Below are 17443 nucleotides of genomic sequence, written 5' to 3'. Positions count from 1 at the left end.
TTGCGATAACACAGATAGTCGGCTAAGGCGGGGCCATGGCGCGCGAGCCCGGCATTCTCGATAGTCGATTCCCGTTGCGGCGCGATGGCGCCGACGACGGTGGTGTACAACCCCAGGGCTGGCGTCCGCAGGGCCGGCGCGACAAGCGTGAGCCGATCTGGCGGCCGGGCATGGGGGCGGGGGAAAGCGTCGCGCCGCACGAGCCCTATCGCGGCGGTCACGGCGCAGGCGGCGGCTTCGACGGTGGCGACGATTTGCCGCCCGCCACGCCGGGCAAGCGCCGCATTCGCTGGGGCCGCTGGATCGTTCGCGGGCTCGCGGTGTGCATCCTGCTGTTCATCGCCGCGGTCGCCTGGCTGGCGATCACCGCGCCGCTCTCCAAGTCGCTGCGGCCGCCGGCACCGCCGTCGATAACGCTGCTCGCCGCGGACGGCACCCCGATCGCGCGGCGCGGGGCGGTGATCGGCAAGCCGGTCGACGTCTCCAAGCTGCCCGACCATGTCGCGCAGGCGTTCATCGCGATCGAGGACCGACGCTTCTACAGCCATTGGGGCGTCGATCCGCGCGGCATCGTCCGTGCCGCCTTCCACAATGTCAGCTCGGGCGGCGGCTCGCAGGGCGGCAGTACGATCACCCAGCAGCTCGCCAAGAACGCCTTCCTCAACTCGCGGCGCACCTTCGGGCGCAAGGCGCAGGAAGTGCTGATCGCCTTCTGGCTGGAGGCGTGGCTGAGCAAGGACGAGATCCTCTCGCGCTACCTCTCGAACGTCTATTTCGGCGATAACGTCTACGGCCTGCGCGCCGCCGCCCAGCATTATTTCTCGACCATGCCCGAGCATCTGACGCTGAGCCAGGCGACGCTGCTCGCCGGCCTCGTCAAGGCGCCGAGCCGCCTCGCCCCCACCGGCAATCTCGACGGCGCGCGCGAGCGCCAGCGGCTGGTGATCGGCGCGATGCAGGAAGCAGGGTTCATCACCGAGGCCGAGGCGCGGCGCGTGCGCCCGGCGGTGCTCCATGTGCAGGACAGCGACGAGACGCTGCCCAACGGCACCTATTTCGCCGACTGGGTGCTCCCCGAAGCGCGCGACCGCGCCGGCGGCGTCGCCACCGAGCAGACGGTGACGACCACGCTCGATTCGCGGCTGCAAGCGGCGGCGGAGCGGGTGATCAAGGCCTCGGGGCTCGGCAAGGCGCAGGTAGCACTCGTCGCGATGCGGCCGGACGGCCGCGTCGTCGCGATGGTCGGCGGGCGCAACTATGCCGCCAGCCCGTTCAACCGCGCCACCCAGGCGCGCCGCCAGCCGGGTTCGGCGTTCAAGCTGTTCGTCTATCTCGCCGCGCTGCGCTCGGGGATGACGCCGGACACGATGGTCGACGATACGCCGGTACAGATCGGCGACTGGAAGCCCTCCAACAGCGACGGCCGCTATGCCGGCCGCATCACGCTGCGCCAGGCGATGGCCAAGTCGAGCAACGTGGTGGCGGCGCGGCTGATCCAGAAGCTCGGCGTCGGCCGGGTGACGCAGGCGGCGCGCGACCTCGGCATCTCCACCCCGCTCGGCAACGATGCCTCGATCGCGCTCGGCACCTCGACCGGCTCGCTGCTGGAGCTGACCGCGGCCTATGCGGCGGTGGCGAACGGCAGCTATCCGGTCCGCCCGCGCGGGCTGGACGAAGAAGAATCGGCCGACGACTGGCTGGCGCGTCGCCTCGGCGGCCCGAGCCGCTTCGACGAACGGCTGCTCGAGGATCTGCGCTCGATGCTCGGCACGGTGGTCCAATCGGGCACCGCGCGATCGGCGGCGCTGCCGGTGCCCGCGTTCGGCAAGACCGGCACGACGCAGGACGGGCGCGACGCGCTGTTCGTCGGCTGGGCAGGCGACCTCGTCGTCGGCGTGTGGATCGGCAATGACGACAACAGCCCCGTGTCAGGGGCTTATGGCGGCGGGCTGCCGGCGCATATCTGGCGCGACTTCATGGTCCGGGCGCTCGGCCTCACCCTGCCGCCGGCACCGGTCGAGGAAGACAATGCGATCGACGAGAACGCCATCGGTCTCGACGAGGTGCTGAACGGCGCGGGCGTGCAGGTCGATCAGGACGGCGTGCAGCTCGACCTCGGCCGAGTGCGCGAGCTGGTGCCCGAAGGCGAGGCGCGCGACGCGATCCCGCGCAACGTGCGGATCCCGGTGCCCGGCAGCGACGCTGACAGCCGCCGCCGCGATCCCCCGCGCGACGATCCCGACGGCGAGGAGTGACGGGGTTCAGCGGCGCCGCACCTCGGCGCGCCAGACGGTGAGCCAGTTGGCCGAGCCGCGGCACTCGTCCATCCGCGTCGCCTCGGTCAGGCGGAAGCTGCTGCCGTCCCAGACATAGCTGGCGCCTTCCCCGCAATCGCCGATCCCGCGGCCCTTGCCATGGGTGGAAAGGGTGCCGCTGCTCGGGTCCCAATCCGCATTGATCAGATCCGTGTTGTAATCGAACCGGGCCTCCGTCGCCTTGCCATCGCGCACCACATAGGCTGCGCTCGTCAGGTTATAGGCGCCCGAACCGCAGGCGAGCAGCACCAGGGTTGCGCCGCCGCCCAGCACGTCGATCTCCGGCTCCGGCTGAGGAAACGCCTCGGCGTAGTTCTCGCCGCAGCCGGATTCCTTGTTCAGCCGGGCGATCAGCGCGGGCGAGATGGCAGCCGCTTGGCCGGTGGGCGCGATCGCGGGAACAACCGGAAGCGGTGCCGCGGCTGGGACCATGTTCGCCGACTTGGGCCCGCGCGCGACGAGCGCCGTCACGCCGCCCGCCCGGCCTTGCTGGGCGTCGATGAAGCGGAGCGCCGCCGATGCGCCCACCAGGGAGATGTCGCCGGTCTTTTCGCCCGCCCCTGCGACAATTTGTGCAGCATGGCCATTGACGAGCGCGGTTGCGAGGCGCTGCGCCGCGACGCCGCTGAACTCTAGCGCTCCCTGCCGAAAACTGCCGCCTTCGACGCGTGCGCCGTCGATGGTGAGCGAGGGGGCGCCCTTGGCACCGTCAGGGGGCCAGACGGTGATCGACACCGCTCCCGCCGCGCCGGGCTCGCGGACCAGGGAAAGCTCCGCCCCGTTGGGTTCGGTTTCGCCATCCGACGGGAGCAGCGAGGTCATCTCGCAGCGGCGGACATTGTCGCAGGCAACGGCCCAGTCGCCGAAGGATTCCAACGGGCCGGGCGCGACTTGGGCAGCGAGGGCGGTTGCGAGAGCAAACAGGAACATGCCGCAGATGCTAGCCGAGCCTCGCGCGGTTGCGTAGTAGGGCGGCAACAACGTTTCAGGAGACGGACATGAAGACGGTAGGCGTGATCGGTGCGGGCCAGATGGGGGCGGGGATCGCCCAGGTGTCGGCCCAGGCGGGCTATGCCGTGCTGCTCTCCGACGTAGACCAGACGCGTGCCGAAGCCGGCAAGGCGGGCATCGCCAAGCAGCTCGCGCGTGCGGTGGAGAAGGAAAAGATCACCGCCGCCGATGCCGAGGCAGCGCTCGGCCGGATCACGCCGATCTCGGATCTCGCCGCGATGGCGCCCTGTGACCTAGTGATCGAAGCCGCGACCGAGCGGGAGGCGATCAAGCGCCAGATCTTCGAGACGGTCGGGAAGGCGCTGGGCGGCGACGCGATCCTCGCCAGCAACACCTCGTCGATCCCGATCACCCGGCTTGCCCAGGCGGCGCCCGATCCGGCGCGCTTCATGGGCGTCCACTTCTTCAACCCCGTACCGGTCATGGGCCTGATCGAGCTGATCCGCGGCCTAGCCACCAGCGACGCGACCGTCACGGCGGTCGAGGCGTTCGGCCAGTCGCTCGGCAAGCGGATCGTCCATGCCAATGACGCGCCGGGCTTCATCGTCAATCGCGTGCTGATGCCGATGCTCAACGAGGCATGCTTCGCGCTGGGCGAAGGCGTGGCGACGATCCCCGACATCGACGCGGCCTGCCAGCTCGGCCTCAATCACCCAATGGGCCCGTTCACCCTCGCCGACTTCATCGGGCTCGACACTTGCCTGGAGATCACCCGCGTGCTGTTCGAAGGCACCGGCGACCCCAAGTTCCGCCCGGCGCCGCTGCTGGTGAAGTACGTCGAAGCGGGCTGGTACGGCCGCAAGACCAAGCGCGGGTTCTACGACTACACTGGCGCCGAGCCGGTGCCGACGCGCTGATCCGGTCCGGCGGGAGCGGCGCGGTGCCGCTTCCGCCGGCCCTCGGCACGGCGGAATCGACCCGCAGGGTTTCCAATACTCGGGCCGCACGATAGCGAGCCGCATGCACCTCACCGTCGAAGCCATCTCCTTTCTGCTGCTCGTCGCCTTCCTGGCCGGCGGCATCGATGCGCTGGCGGGTGGCGGCGGGCTGCTGACGATCCCCGCGCTGATGGCGGCCGGCGTCCCGCCCGTTGCGGCGCTGGCGACCAACAAGCTGCAGAGCGCGCTCGGCACGGGATCGGCGGTTCTCGCCTTCTTCCGCGCCGGGCGGATCGACGTGAAGGCCTTCGCCTTGCCTGCGGCGGCTGCGTTCGTGGGGTCGGTGCTCGGCGCCACGATCGTCCAGCATGTCGATCCGAGCTTCCTGGCTGCCTTCGTGCCGATCCTGCTGATCGCGATGGGGTTCTACTTCCTGCTCGCACCGAAGATGAGCGAGGAGGATCGCCACGCCCGGCTCGGGCGCACCGGGCTGACGCTGGTCTGTGGGGGCATCGGCTTCTACGATGGATTCTTCGGCCCTGGGACGGGATCGTTCCTGACGACCGCGCTGGTGGCACTGGGCGGGCTTGGTCTGGTTCGAGCGATCGCGAACACGAAGTTCCTCAATCTAGCGACCAACATCGCCGGCCTGCTCGCGATGATCGCCGGCGGCAAGGTGCTCTGGCTGCTCGGCTTTACGATGGCTGCGGCAAATATCGCCGGCAACCAAGTCGGGGCCTGGCTGGCGATCCGCTTCGGCGGCCGTGGCGTGCGGCCGCTACTGGTCGTGATGTCCTTCGCGCTGGTCGTGAAGCTGCTGGCGAACCCCACCCATCCGCTTTGGAAGTTCCTCCACGGATAGTCGGCGCGCCATCAGGTGCGCGAGTTACTCCGCCGCCTGGGCCGGCTCCGCATTCGCTGCTTCGATCTCGGCGGCCTTGGCCTCGACCAGCTGGACGATATGATCAAGCATGTCGGCATCCTCGACCGTGTGGTCGGTCAGGCCGGACAGATACACCATGTGCTTGCCGTTGCCGCCGCCGGTGAGGCCGATATCGGTCTCGCGCGCCTCGCCGGGGCCGTTGACCACGCAGCCGAGCACCGAAAGCGACAGCGGCGTGCGGATGTGCTGGAGACGTTCTTCCAGCGCCTGCACGGTGCGGATCACGTCGAAGCCCTGGCGCGCGCAGCTCGGGCACGAGACGACGCGAACGCCGCGGTTGCGGATGCCGAGCGCCTTGAGGATCTCGAAGCCGACGCGCACTTCCTCTTCGGGCTCGGCCGAGAGGCTGACCCGGATCGTATCGCCGATGCCGAACCAGAGCAGCGAACCGATGCCGATCGCCGACTTGACCGTGCCGCCGACGAACCCGCCCGCTTCGGTGATGCCGAGGTGCAGCGGGCAGTCGACCGCGTCGGCCAACTGCTGATAGGCGGCGACCGCCAGGAACACGTCGCTGGCCTTCACTGCCACCTTGAATTCGTGGAAGTCGCGGTCCTGGAGCAGCTTGATATGATCTAGCGCGGATTCGACCAGCGCCTCCGGGCAGGGCTCGCCGTACTTTTCGAGCAGGTCCTTTTCGAGGCTGCCGGCGTTCACGCCGATGCGGATCGACGCGCCATTGGCCTTGGCCGCATTGACCACCTCGTTCACCCGGTCGGCCGAGCCGATATTACCGGGATTGATGCGCAGGCAGGCGGCGCCGGCATCGGCGGCTTCGAGCGCGCGCTTGTAGTGGAAATGGATGTCCGCGACGATCGGCACGCGCGCGGCGCGGACGATCTGCTTGAGCGCGGTGGTGCTCTCCACGTCGGGGCAGGAGACGCGGATGATGTCTGCGCCCGCCTCTTCGCAGCGGCGGATCTGGTCGATCGTCGCCTTGACGTCGGACGTCGCGGTGTTGGTCATGGTCTGCACCGTCACCGGTGCGTCGCCGCCAACGGGCACGTTGCCCACCATGATCTGACGGCTTTGCCGCCGGACGATATCGCGCCAGGGTCGTACGGACATGGGCGCCATATAGGCGCATCGGCGCGGCGGGGCTAGGGCGGAAGCTGTCCCTCGACTCCCAACGCATATCCTTTCTCGATAGGGGGGGGGCGCAGCGGCTCGAGGGGATGCAGTAGCGCGGCTTGGAGCCTCCGCCTGATCTGCTAGGGGACGGCGCAATTCACATCCGCAGGAGCCCGCCGCCATGTCCACCGCCACCTCCAAGCCCCGCTGGACGCTGATGATTCACGGCGGTGCCGGCAGCATGCGGCGCGGCGAACTGCCCGCCGAGCAGGAGGTGGGCGCGGAAGCCGGCCTCAACGCCGCGCTCGATGCCGGTGCTGCGGTGCTCGAAGCCGGCGGCTCGGCGATCGACGCCGTGCAGGCGGCGGTGCAGGTGCTGGAGGATGATCCCCACTTCAACGCCGGGCGCGGATCGGTGTTCACCTGGGAGGGCGGCCACACGCTCGACGCCGCGATCATGGACGGCCGCACCCGCGCGGCCGGCGCGGTGGCGGGATCGACCACCACGCGGCATCCGGTAGCACTTGCCCGCGCGGTGATGGAGAAGAGCCGCCACGTCCTGCTCGCCGGCGAGGGGGCGGACCAGTTCGCCCGCGAGCAGGCGCTGGAGCAAGTCGACAACAGCTGGTTCGGGACCGAGGAGCGCCGCTGGCAGCTCGACTCGATGAAGGGCGACACCGCCCGCGGCGGCTTCGACGTCGACATGAAGTACGGCACGGTCGGTGCGGTGGCGATGGACTCGCACGGCCATGTCGCAGCGGCCACCTCCACCGGCGGACTCACCGGCAAGCGCTGGGGGCGGGTCGGCGATTCGCCGCTGATCGGCGCGGGCACCTATGCCGATGATCGCGCCTGCGCGGTTTCCGCCACCGGCTCGGGCGAGTTCTTCATCCGCGAGGGCGTCGCGCACGAGATCTGCGCGCGGATGCGGTTCAAGGGCGAAACCGCCAAGCAGGCTGCCGATGTGGTGATGGCTGATGTGAAGGCAATGGGCGGGGTTGGCGGGGTGATCCTGGTCGCCCCCACCGGCGAGCTCGACTGGAGCTTCACCACTCCCGGCATGTATCGCGGCAAGGCTTCGGCGGGCGGCGAGCGCACGGTAGCGATCTACGAGGATCGGCGCGACTGAACCCCCTTGCCTCGCGGAAATTCGCGAGCAACAATATTGCCCGATCCGCGCCGTTTCGCGTTCGCGAAGATCGTTCAAAAGGGGCCGTCACATCATGGTTCGTGCCATTTCGTTCGCCAGCCTGTTGCTGGCCACCACCGCGCCTGCGCTCGCGCAGAATTCGATGCCGCAGCCGGTGCCGATCGTCGACACCATCCCGGCGGCGCGCGACATGGCCTATCCGGGCACGCTGAAGATTGACGTGGACGCGACCGACACGGTGCGCGGCATCTTCCGGGTGCGCGAGACGATCCCGGTCGCCAAGGCGGGCCGCCTGACGCTGCTCTTCCCCGAATGGCTGCCGGGCAAGCACGGCCCCCGCGGCGAGATCGAGAAGCTGGCGGGCCTGCAGATCAAGGCGAACGGCAAGCGCATTCCCTGGACGCGCGACACGGTCGACGTGTTCGCCTTCCATGTCGACGTGCCGGCGGGCGCCAAGACGGTCGAGGCCGAATTCCAGTTCGTCTCCGCGACGGACGGCAACCAGGGCCGCATCGTGATGACGCCCGAGATGATGAGCGTGCAGTTCAACTCGCTCAGCCTCTATCCGGCCGGCTATTTCACCCGCCGTATCCCGATCCAGGCGACGGTGAAGTACCCCGACGGCTGGACCGCCGCGGGTGCGGTGCCCGCCAAGGTGACGGGCTCGACCTATGCTTATGAGACCACCAGCTACGAGATCCTGATGGACTCGCCGGTGATCGCTGGCCGCTACTACCGCAAGTTCCCGCTCAGCGACCGGGTGACGCTCGACGTCGTCGCGGACAGCGCCGACGAGCTCGAGGCCAAGCCCGAGCAGATCGAGGCGCACAAGCGGCTGGTCGAGCAGGCGGTGAAGACCTTCGGCGCTCAGCATTACGACCATTACCACTTCCTCCTGTCGATCAGCGACAAGATGGGCGGGATCGGCCTTGAGCATCACCGCAGCTCGGAAGACGGGGTCGGCCCGGGCTATTTCACCAAGTGGGCCGAGCAGGCGGGTGCGCGCAACCTTCTGCCGCACGAATATACCCATAGCTGGGACGGCAAGTATCGCCGCGGCGCCGAGCTGTGGACGCCCGATTTCCGCATGCCGATGCGCGACCAGTCGCTGTGGGTGTACGAAGGCCAGACCCAGTTCTGGGGCTATGTGTTCCAGGCGCGCTCGGGCCTCGTGTCCAAGGAAGAGACGCTGGAAGGCTATGCCAACATCATGGCGAGCCTGGATAATCGCGCCGGCCGCCAGTGGCGCCCGATGATCGACACCACCAACGATCCGATCATCACCGCCCGCGCCCCCAAGGGCTGGACCAGCTGGCAGCGCAGCGAGGATTACTACAACGAGGGCCTGCTTGTGTGGATGGAGGTCGATTCGGTCCTCCGTGAACAAAGCAAGGGCACCAAGTCGATCGACGATTTCGCACGCGCCTTTTTCGGCGGCCGCGACGGCGATTATGGCGAGGTGACCTACACCTTCGACGACGTGGTGAAGACGCTGGAGGGCATCCAGCCCTATGACTGGCGCAAGCTGCTCACCGCCCGGCTCCACGACGTGTCCGAGCGTGCGCCGCTCAAGGGCTTCGAGCGGAACGGCTACAAGCTCGTCTACACCGAGGTGCCGAACAAGATGAGCCGTCCGGGCACCGCGGACCTCAGCTATTCGCTGGGTCTTGCGGTCGGCAAGAAGGGCATCGCCGGCGTGATGTGGGACGGCCCGGCGTTCAAGGCGGGCATCACCGTTGCCGACGAAATCGTCGCGGTGAATGGCCGCGCCTATGCGGTCGACGCGCTGATCGAGGCGGTGAAGGCCGCCAAGGGCACCAAGGCGCCGATTCGACTGACCCTAAAACGGGACGATAGTTACCGAGAGGTTAGCATCGACTATCATGACGGGCTGCGCTATCCGCATCTCGTCAAGACGGTCGAAGGAGAGGCTGGCCTCGACAAGCTGCTGCAAGCCCGCTGAGACGGGCGGAGCCGCCAACCAAGGTTTAGAGACACTTATGCGCATCGATCTGATTCCGGTTGGGGACGATCCCCCCAACAACCTCAATGTCGTCATCGAAGTGCCGGTCGGCGGCGAGCCGGTGAAGTATGAGTTCGACAAGGCCAGCGGCGCGCTGTTCGTCGATCGTATCCTGCACACGCCGATGCGCTATCCGGCGAACTACGGCTTCGTGCCGCACACGCTGTCGCCCGACGGCGACCCGCTCGACGCGCTCGTCATCGCTCGCTCGCCCTTCGTGCCGGGCTGCGTGGTGCGTGCGCGCCCGATCGCGGTGCTGAAGCTGGAAGACGAAGCCGGCGGCGACGAGAAGCTGGTCTGCGTGCCGGTCGACAGCACCTTCCCTTATTATTCGGACGTCGATGAGCGTTCGGATCTGCCGACGATCGTGCTCCAGCAGATCGAGCATTTCTTCACGCACTACAAGGACCTGGAGTCCGAGAAGTGGGTGCGGATCGGCAATTGGGGCGATGCCGCCGAAGCGCGCCAGATCGTCCTTGAGGCGATCGAAGCCGCCAAGAAGGCCAAGGCAGCCTGAGCCAGAAAGTGCGGCGGCGTGGGGGCCGTCCCCGGGGGGTGGGCAACGTCCTCGCGCCGCCGCGTTTCCTTGCCTTCGCCGCGACGACGATCGCGGCGGGGCTGTTGCTGGTGCCGCATTTCGGCATCCGGGCAGGCGCGATGCTTGGCTTCGACATCGGTGCGGCGCTGTTCCTGGCGCTGTGTATCCCGATGCTCAAGCATCAATCCGATGCGATGCGACGCTCGGCCTGCAACAACGATGCGAACCGGCTGGTGCTGCTCGGCATCACCGGCGCCGTCACCGTCATCATCCTGATCGCGATTGCCAGCGAGCTGATGGAGCGCAAGGCGCCCCAGCCGGCGCAGCTCGCGCTGATCATCGGTACGCTGGCCCTCAGCTGGACCTTCAGCAACGCCGTCTACGCGCTCCACTATGCCCACCTGTTCTACAGCGAGGCGCCCGGCGGCCGCGACAAGGGCGGCCTGGAGTTTCCCAAGACGCCGGAGCCCAATTACTGGGACTTCATCTATTTCGCCTTCTGCCTGGGCATGACCTTCCAGACCAGCGACGTCTCGGTCGAGACCCGCCAGCTACGCCGGGTGGTGACGCTGCACTGCCTCGCCGCCTTCGTGTTCAACCTGGGCGTAGTGGCCTTCACGATCAACGTTCTCGGCGGTAGTTGAAGCGGCGGGCGTCCGCCCGACGCCAGCCTGCCGGAGAAGCCATGTTTCGTGTCGCCACCCTCGCGCTCGCCGCGCTGCTTGTGCCTGCCGCCGCGCCCGCCCAGACCAACGACAAGTTCGTCGTTGCCAGCCTGACCGACGGCGCGTGGATGAAGGGCGACCTCCACGTCCATTCGCGGCACAGCAAGGATTCGACCAACCATCCCGAGGCGCGGATCATCGCGGATGCCGAGCGGGTCGGGTTCGACTTCCTGCTGATCAGCGACCACGACAACCATGTCGACGGCGACACGGCCCACAACACGTGGTCGGATCCCGAATTCCGCTCGGACAAGCTGCTGCTCCTGTACGGCGCCGAGTGGACGACCGTGCGCGGCCATGCCGTGATCCTGTCGGCCAAGCCCTATGACCACAAGAAGCTCTTCGACATCCGGGATGCGCGCGACGTGGCGGTGCAGAGGGTCAAGGACGGGCTGGGCGTGCATCTCTCCGCCAACCACCCGACCAACAAGGATCATTTCGGCTATTCCTACGATCTGGTCGATTCGATCGAGGTGTGGAACACCGTCCGTTGGGCACCGAACAAGACCAACCTGATGGTGTGGGACGACATGCTCAGTTCGGGCCGCAAGATCGCCGCGCGCGGCGGCAGCGATTCGCACCACGGCACCGTCCCCGGCAGCACCGAACCCCGCGCGATCGAGGCAACGGCGAACAATATCGGCACGCCGACGACCTGGGTGTTCGCGCCGGCCCGCACCCGCAAGGCGGTGATCGCCGCGATCGGCCGCGGGCGCGCGTCGATCAGCGCCAATCCCTATGCCCCCCGGGTCGAGCTCACCGCCGACGTCAACGGCGACGGCGAGACGGACATGCTGATGGGCGACAATGCCCGTGCGCCGACGGGGCCGGTGCGCTTCACCGTGAAGCTGGCAGGCAAACGCGAGGACGGCGCCTATCACGTCCGCGTGGTGAAGAATGGCGATGTGTTCGCCACCCTCGACGTCGGCGCCGACGGCAGCGTCGGCTTCACCGACATGCCCGATGCCAAGGCGCGCAGCTATTATCGCGTCGAGGTGGAGGGGCCGCAGACGCCCTATCCGGGCGTCGACAATTTCACCAAGGTCGCCGGGCCGATGGTGGCGATCTCCAATCCGATCTTCTTCAACTTCGACCCGGCCTTCTGAGGCGGACCCTTTCGCCCGTTGCGCCGGGCCGCTGGTGCGGGCCCGGCGGAGGGGTCAGGCCGCCGTGTCTGCCCCTTCGACTGTCTCGATCAGCTCGACCACGTCGCCGATCAGCGTCCGCATCGCGATGCGTGCGGCGGTATAGTCCTTCGCCGCGATCGCGTCGCGCACCGCGGCATGGTCCGCCACGCTGGCGGTGCGACCCTTGATCCGGTTGGTGAAGCGGATCGAGGTGCGCAGTGCCGTCGCCACCATGTCGCGGAACTGGGCGTAGAAGGGATTGCCCGAGGCGCGCAGCACCGCGACGTGGAAGGCGATGTCGGCATCCAGCGTGTCGTCCAGCCCGCGCTCGGCGGCTTCCATCCGCGCGAGCCCGGCCGAAATGCGCTGCAGATCCTCCGCCGTGCCGAACTGCGCGGCCAGCGCCGCCGCCTCGGGCTCGATCGCGATGCGGAGCTGGCTGAACTGGCGGAGCAGGTCGACCGAGAATTGCCGTTCGAGCAGCCAGCGCAGCACATCGGTATCGAACAGGTTCCAGGAGGAGGCCGGCTGCACCACCGTGCCTTGGCGCGGTCGCGCGCTCAGCAGGCCCTTGGCGGTGAGCATCTTCACCGCCTCGCGCGTCACCGATCGGCTGACGCCGTGCTGCTTGGCCAGTTCCGCCTCGGTGGGGAAGGGTTCGGTCTCGTAGCGGCCGGTGACGATCGCGCGGCCCAGCGCGTCGAGCATGCCATAGGTGAGGTTGCGGCCCAGCCCCGAACGGACCGCATCGGCAGGGAGGGAAGGAGAGGTGGACATCCTCGCAGTTGCTTTCCTGTTCTTGTCCGTGCGATGCTGCGCACGTCCGCATCGTTGCACCCATGGTACTCCAGCCGCGTTGCTGGACAACCCCGATAAATAAGATAAATGAAGGATCGAACCCTGCACTGGGGCGGGGAGGGGCAAGACGCGCGGGCCATGCCGTTCGCGCCGGCACCGGCAGGAGTGGGCATGAGTCTATCCAACATCGATCTGGTCGTGGTGATCGTCTATGCGATCGGCATCTTCGGCCTCGCGCAATGGGTGAGCCGCGACAAGGCGGGCGCGACCAAGGATTCGAGCGACTATTTCCTCGCCTCGAAGAACCTGCCCTGGTGGGCGATCGGCGCCTCGCTGATCGCGGCGAACATCTCCGCCGAACAGATCGTCGGCATGTCGGGATCGGGCTATGCGATCGGCCTCGCCATTGCGTCCTATGAGTGGATGGCGGCGCTGACGCTGCTGATCGTCGGCAAGTTCTTCCTGCCGATCTTCCTGCGCAACGAAATCTACACCATGCCGCAGTTCCTGGAGCAGCGCTTCGGGCCGACCATCCGCACGGTGATGGCCGTGTTCTGGCTGATCCTATATGTGTTCGTGAACCTCACCTCGATCATCTGGCTGGGTTCGATCGCGGTCACCCAGGTGGCGGGCGTCAACCAGGACGTGGCGCTGATCGGGCTGGGTGCGTTCGCGCTGCTCTACCAGCTGCGCGGCGGCCTCAAGGCAGTGGCGCTGACCGACATCGTCCAGGTGACGCTGCTGGTGCTGGGCGGGCTGGTCGTCGCCTACCTCACGCTGACTAAGATCGGTGGCGACAGCGGCGTGATCGGCGGCTTCCAGGAGCTGACGCGGCGCGTGCCCGATCACTTCGACATGATCCTCTCGCCCGACAATCCGCACTACAAGGATCTGCCGGGCATCGCGGTGCTGATCGGCGGCATGTGGATCGCCAACCTCAGCTATTGGGGCTTCAACCAGTATATCATCCAGCGCGCGCTCGCCGCGAAGAGCCTGGCCGAAGCGCAGCGCGGCGTGGTGTTCGCCGGCTTCCTCAAGCTGCTGATGCCGGTCGTCATCGTGCTGCCGGGCATCGCCGCAGTGGTGCTGGCCCCCAACCTCGCCAAGCCCGACCAGGCATATCCGACGATGATGGCGCTGCTGCCGACAGGCCTGCTCGGCCTCGTCTTCGCAGCGCTGATCGCGGCGATCATCGCGTCCACCGCCTCTAAGATCAATTCGATCGCGACGATCTTCACGCTCGACATCTACGCCAAGCTGAAGGGCGTGCAGCGCCGCGCCGAGGACGGCGCGGACAAGGCGGGATATGAAACGCACCTCGTGCGCGTCGGCCGGATCGCCGCGGTGGTCTCCATCATCATCGCGATGTTCACCGCCCGGCCGCTGCTCGGCAGCCTCGACCAGGCCTTCCAGTATATCCAGGAATTCTCCGGCTTCGTGACGCCGGGCATTACCGTCATCTTCCTGCTCGGCCTGTTCTGGCCGCGCGCGACCGAGGCGGGGGCGCTGGTGGGTGCCGTCGCTTCGGTGGTGCTCAGCTTCGTCTTCTGGTTCCCGGCGAAGTGGGGCGGGATCGAGGCGCTGAACGCGGTGCCGTTCATCAATCGCATGGGCATCGTGTTCCTCGCCTCGCTCGCGCTGGCGGTGATCGTCTCGCTTGCCCGTCCGGCGGCGGGCGGCAGCAACCGGATCCGCATGGAAGGCGTTCGCTTCAACACCACCACCGGCTTCAACGTGGCCGCGGTGGTGATCATTCTGATCCTGATCGGGCTGTACGCGACATGGTGGTAAGCTTCTCGGGCTCCTTCCTCGCGGTCGACTGGGGCACGACCAACCGCCGCGTCTTCCTGGTCGAGAACGGCGCCGTCACCCATACCGAGCGTGACGACAAGGGCGTGACCTCGGTCACCGACTTTGCCGCCGAGGCCGCCGGCATCCGCGCGCGGCACGGCGACCTGCCGTTGCTGATGGCGGGCATGGTCGGCGCCAATATCGGCTGGGCCCCGGCGCCCTATGTCGCGGCACCTGCCGGTATCGACGAGCTGGCGGCCGGGCTGCTCTGGGTCGAGGCGCGCAGCGCGATCGTGCCGGGCGTCTCTACCATGGTTACCGGGCGGCCCGACGTGATGCGCGGCGAGGAAGTCCAACTGCTCGGCGCGGTGCGCGCGGGGCTGGCGCCCGCCGACGCGCTGCTCGTCCAGCCGGGCACGCATTGCAAATGGGTCGAGATGGTGGACGGCCGCATTGCCGACTTCACCACTGCAATGACCGGCGAACTGTTCGCCACGCTGCGCAAGCACGGCCTGCTCGCCGCACAGCTCGGCGGTGAGGTCCATGTCGGCGCTGCCTTCCACGCGGGGGTGGAGGAGGGGCGCAAGCGCGACCTCGCCGCCTCGCTGTTCGGGATCCGCGCGGCCAAGATGCTGGGCGTGCGCGACGATGCCGATGCGGCGGCCTTCGCCAGCGGTCTGCTGATCGGCAGCGACGTCGCCGCGCGGCTCGAGCATGCGGGTCATGACACCGTCCATATCCTGGCCGACCCGATGCTGGGCGGCCTCTATGCCGCGGCGATCGGCGCGCATGGGCGCGAGGCCGTCATAGCCAGCAGCCATGACGCGTTCGTCGCGGGAATCCTTGCCATTGCGGAGCAGATTGCATGAGCCACATTGCCGAATTCGACGCCGCCTTCGCCCGTTGCCCGCTGATCGCGATCCTGCGGGGCGTGAAGCCCGACGAGGTCGAGGCGATCGGTGACGAACTGGTCGCGGCCGGCTTCACCCTGATCGAAGTGCCGATGAACTCGCCCGAGCCGCTGGAGAGCGTGTCGCGCCTCGCCAATCGCTTCGCCGGTCGCGCGGTGATCGGCGCGGGCACGGTGCTGCGGGTGGAGCAGGTGCAGGCGGTGGCGGACGCGGGCGGCACGATGATCATCTCGCCCAACGCGAACCTCGACGTGATCCGTGCGAGCGCGGCGGCGGGGCTGGTCTCGCTGCCGGGCATCCTGACGCCGAGCGAGGCCTTCGCCGCGCTGGACGCCGGCGCGACGGCGCTCAAGCTGTTCCCGGCCGAGGCGGCAAGCCCGACGGTGCTCAAGGCAATGCGCGCGGTGCTGACCGAAGCGCGGATCCTGCCGGTGGGCGGCGTATCGCCGGATACGATGGCGCCGTGGATCGCCGCGGGCGCACCCGGCTTCGGCCTGGGCTCGGCGCTCTACAAGGTGGGGATGAGCGCCGAGCAGGTTGGCGCCAATGCGCGGGCGTTCGTTGCTGCGCTGGGGTGATTCCTAGGGGCGCGGCGTAAGCGGCAGGTCCGCTTGCGCCCGATATGCGGTCAAACCCGGTTGAGTTAGTCTGTCGAGATGAACGAGGGCTACAAGTCGGGCGGCACACCGGGCGGTAAGTGGGGCTGCGCCTTAGCGGCAATGGTGGGCGTACCCCTGCTCGGATTCGCGATTTTGTTGAGTGCGCTCGGCGATTGCGCTCCGGACGCATCTTGTCATCACGATCTGGACTGGTTGTTGATCTTGGCCGCGTTGGCAACTGCCGCTGTTGTTGGCTTCACATCCCGGGGCCTGATCAACGCTGTTATCCGTCGCTGGACCAACGGGAGTTAATCACCCAAGGTCCGTCCTTCGAACTTCATTCTGGAAGCTTTGCCAGGATGTCGTGGCGAGAGGCAAGGTCGTTCAACCTGTGCGTCATCCCGGCGAAAGCCGGGATCCATTCGCCTCTCGCTCTTGGCAAGAACCGGCACCTAGCCCCCAATGGATCCCGGCTTTCGCCGGGATGACCAAGTGAGGGAGGGCCGCCCCTTCGCCGATGTCGCTACTTACTCCGCCGCGATGCCCGCCTTGGCGAACATGTCGCCTTCGATCGCGTCTTCATTGGCGATCGTGCTGGTCTTGGCCTGGCGGCGCTTGTCGAAGCTGTCCCACACCTCGTTCCACTGGCCGCGCGTCGCCGCCTTCGAATATTCGGTCGCGCGCGTCTCGAAGAAATTGGCGTGCTCGACGCCGTTGAGCAGCGGGGCGAGCCAGGGCAGGGGATGCTCGTCGATCATGTAGATCGGCTTCAGGCCCAGCTGGCCGAGGCGCCAGTCGGCGATGAAGCGGACATACTTCTTGATGTCCTTCGGCGTCATGCCGTTCACCGGGCCCATTTCGAAGACGAGGTCGATGAACGCGTCCTCGATCCGCACGGTCTTCTGGCACATGTCCAGAATGTCGTCGCGGACGCTCGGCGTCATGCAGTTCCGCTCCTTGCAGAAGGTGTGGAACAGCTTGATGATGCCTTCGCAGTGCAGGCTCTCGTCGCGGATCGACCAGGTGACGATCTGGCCCATGCCCTTCATCTTGTTGAAGCGCGGGAAGTTCATCAGCATCGCGAAGGAGGCGAAGAGCTGCAACCCTTCGGTAAAGCCGCCGAACATCGCGAGCGTCTTGGCGATATCCTCGTCCGTATCGACGCCGAACTGGGCGAGATAGTCGTGTTTGTCCTTCATCTCCTTATACTGCATGAAGGCCGAATATTCGCTTTCGGGCATGCCGATCGTGTCGAGCAGATGGCTGTAGGCGGCGATATGCACCGTCTCCATGTTGCTGAACGCGGTCAGCATCATCTTGATTTCGGTGGGCTTGAAGACCCGACCATATTTTTCACGGTAACAGTCTTGAACTTCAACATCGGCTTGCGTGAAAAAGCGAAAGATCTGAGTCAAAAGATTGCGTTCATGATCTGTCAGCTTTTGCGCCCAATCCCGGCAATCTTCACCCAAGGGCACTTCTTCCGGGAGCCAATGAAGCTGCTGCTGCTTTTTCCAAAATTCAAACGCCCATGGATACTGGAACGGGCGATACACTTTACTT

At 67.1% G+C, this 17443-nt stretch carries 16 protein-coding genes; 12 read left to right on the top strand and 4 right to left on the bottom strand.

Annotated features, from left to right (window positions below):
* The first annotated feature begins 35 nt into the window (after positions 1–35).
* Positions 36–2255, top strand: a complete 2220-nt coding sequence (locus tag QZ670_RS13995) for a transglycosylase domain-containing protein (protein ID WP_294256469.1) — start codon at positions 36–38, stop codon at positions 2253–2255.
* A 6-nt stretch (positions 2256–2261) separates the two neighbouring features.
* On the opposite strand, the gene QZ670_RS13990 is transcribed toward QZ670_RS13995, so the two are convergent.
* Positions 2262–3245 (bottom strand): DUF1176 domain-containing protein, encoded by a 984-nt coding sequence (locus QZ670_RS13990; RefSeq protein ID WP_294256467.1) that lies wholly within the window; start codon positions 3243–3245, stop codon positions 2262–2264.
* 68 nt (positions 3246–3313) lie between these two features.
* Between QZ670_RS13990 and QZ670_RS13985 the strand changes: the two genes are divergently transcribed.
* Positions 3314–4183: a 3-hydroxybutyryl-CoA dehydrogenase gene (locus QZ670_RS13985; RefSeq protein WP_294256465.1), complete on the top strand. Its 870-nt coding sequence runs from the start codon at positions 3314–3316 to the stop codon at positions 4181–4183.
* A 103-nt stretch (positions 4184–4286) separates the two neighbouring features.
* Positions 4287–5066: a TSUP family transporter gene (locus tag QZ670_RS13980; protein ID WP_294256463.1), complete on the top strand. Its 780-nt coding sequence runs from the start codon at positions 4287–4289 to the stop codon at positions 5064–5066.
* 24 nt (positions 5067–5090) lie between these two features.
* On the opposite strand, the gene ispG is transcribed toward QZ670_RS13980, so the two are convergent.
* Positions 5091–6215 carry a flavodoxin-dependent (E)-4-hydroxy-3-methylbut-2-enyl-diphosphate synthase gene (gene ispG / locus QZ670_RS13975; protein WP_294256462.1) on the bottom strand — a complete coding sequence of 375 codons (1125 nt, stop codon included), beginning with the start codon at positions 6213–6215 and terminating at the stop codon, positions 5091–5093.
* A gap of 184 nt (positions 6216–6399) precedes the next feature.
* Here ispG and QZ670_RS13970 point away from each other — a divergent pair, with 184 nt between their 5' ends.
* From QZ670_RS13970 to QZ670_RS13950, 5 genes are all read left to right on the top strand, one after another.
* Positions 6400–7347: an isoaspartyl peptidase/L-asparaginase gene (locus QZ670_RS13970; protein WP_294256461.1), complete on the top strand. Its 948-nt coding sequence runs from the start codon at positions 6400–6402 to the stop codon at positions 7345–7347.
* 94 nt (positions 7348–7441) lie between these two features.
* On the top strand, positions 7442–9331 hold the full coding sequence (locus QZ670_RS13965; protein WP_294256460.1) for a peptidase M61: 1890 nt from the start codon (positions 7442–7444) through the stop codon (positions 9329–9331).
* Between the two features lie 37 nt (positions 9332–9368).
* The gene (gene ppa, locus QZ670_RS13960; RefSeq protein WP_294256459.1) at positions 9369–9908 is read left to right on the top strand and encodes an inorganic diphosphatase; all 540 of its coding nucleotides are present in this window, start codon (positions 9369–9371) and stop codon (positions 9906–9908) included.
* A 140-nt stretch (positions 9909–10048) separates the two neighbouring features.
* Positions 10049–10573 (top strand): DUF1345 domain-containing protein, encoded by a 525-nt coding sequence (locus tag QZ670_RS13955; protein ID WP_365894660.1) that lies wholly within the window; start codon positions 10049–10051, stop codon positions 10571–10573.
* A 41-nt stretch (positions 10574–10614) separates the two neighbouring features.
* A complete protein-coding gene (locus QZ670_RS13950; RefSeq protein ID WP_294256457.1) occupies positions 10615–11760 on the top strand; it encodes a CehA/McbA family metallohydrolase in 1146 nt (381 codons plus the stop codon).
* 54 nt (positions 11761–11814) lie between these two features.
* Here QZ670_RS13950 and QZ670_RS13945 read toward each other — a convergent pair whose 3' ends face one another.
* Positions 11815–12558: a FadR/GntR family transcriptional regulator gene (locus tag QZ670_RS13945; protein WP_294256456.1), complete on the bottom strand. Its 744-nt coding sequence runs from the start codon at positions 12556–12558 to the stop codon at positions 11815–11817.
* Between the two features lie 192 nt (positions 12559–12750).
* Between QZ670_RS13945 and QZ670_RS13940 the strand changes: the two genes are divergently transcribed.
* From QZ670_RS13940 to QZ670_RS13925, 4 genes are all read left to right on the top strand, one after another.
* Positions 12751–14370: a sodium/sugar symporter gene (locus tag QZ670_RS13940; RefSeq protein WP_294256455.1), complete on the top strand. Its 1620-nt coding sequence runs from the start codon at positions 12751–12753 to the stop codon at positions 14368–14370.
* Positions 14361–15239: a 2-dehydro-3-deoxygalactonokinase gene (locus QZ670_RS13935; protein ID WP_294256454.1), complete on the top strand. Its 879-nt coding sequence runs from the start codon at positions 14361–14363 to the stop codon at positions 15237–15239. Before QZ670_RS13940 ends, QZ670_RS13935 begins: the two co-directional genes overlap by 10 nt.
* Complete coding sequence (locus QZ670_RS13930) at positions 15236–15859, top strand: 2-dehydro-3-deoxy-6-phosphogalactonate aldolase (protein WP_294256453.1); 624 nt, start codon at positions 15236–15238, stop codon at positions 15857–15859. Before QZ670_RS13935 ends, QZ670_RS13930 begins: the two co-directional genes overlap by 4 nt.
* Before the next feature lie 78 nt (positions 15860–15937).
* Positions 15938–16192 carry a hypothetical protein gene (locus QZ670_RS13925; protein WP_294256452.1) on the top strand — a complete coding sequence of 85 codons (255 nt, stop codon included), beginning with the start codon at positions 15938–15940 and terminating at the stop codon, positions 16190–16192.
* A 215-nt stretch (positions 16193–16407) separates the two neighbouring features.
* On the opposite strand, the gene QZ670_RS13920 is transcribed toward QZ670_RS13925, so the two are convergent.
* The coding region (locus tag QZ670_RS13920) for a ribonucleotide-diphosphate reductase subunit beta (RefSeq protein WP_294256451.1) at positions 16408–17443 on the bottom strand (1036 nt) is incomplete at its 5' end.

Origin of the sequence: uncultured Sphingomonas sp. (assembly GCF_913774285.1) — a bacterium.
Classification (GTDB): Bacteria; Pseudomonadota; Alphaproteobacteria; order Sphingomonadales; family Sphingomonadaceae; genus Sphingomonas.
Note: the sequence above shows the minus strand (reverse complement) of the source record. Positions and strands in the feature narration are given on the sequence as shown.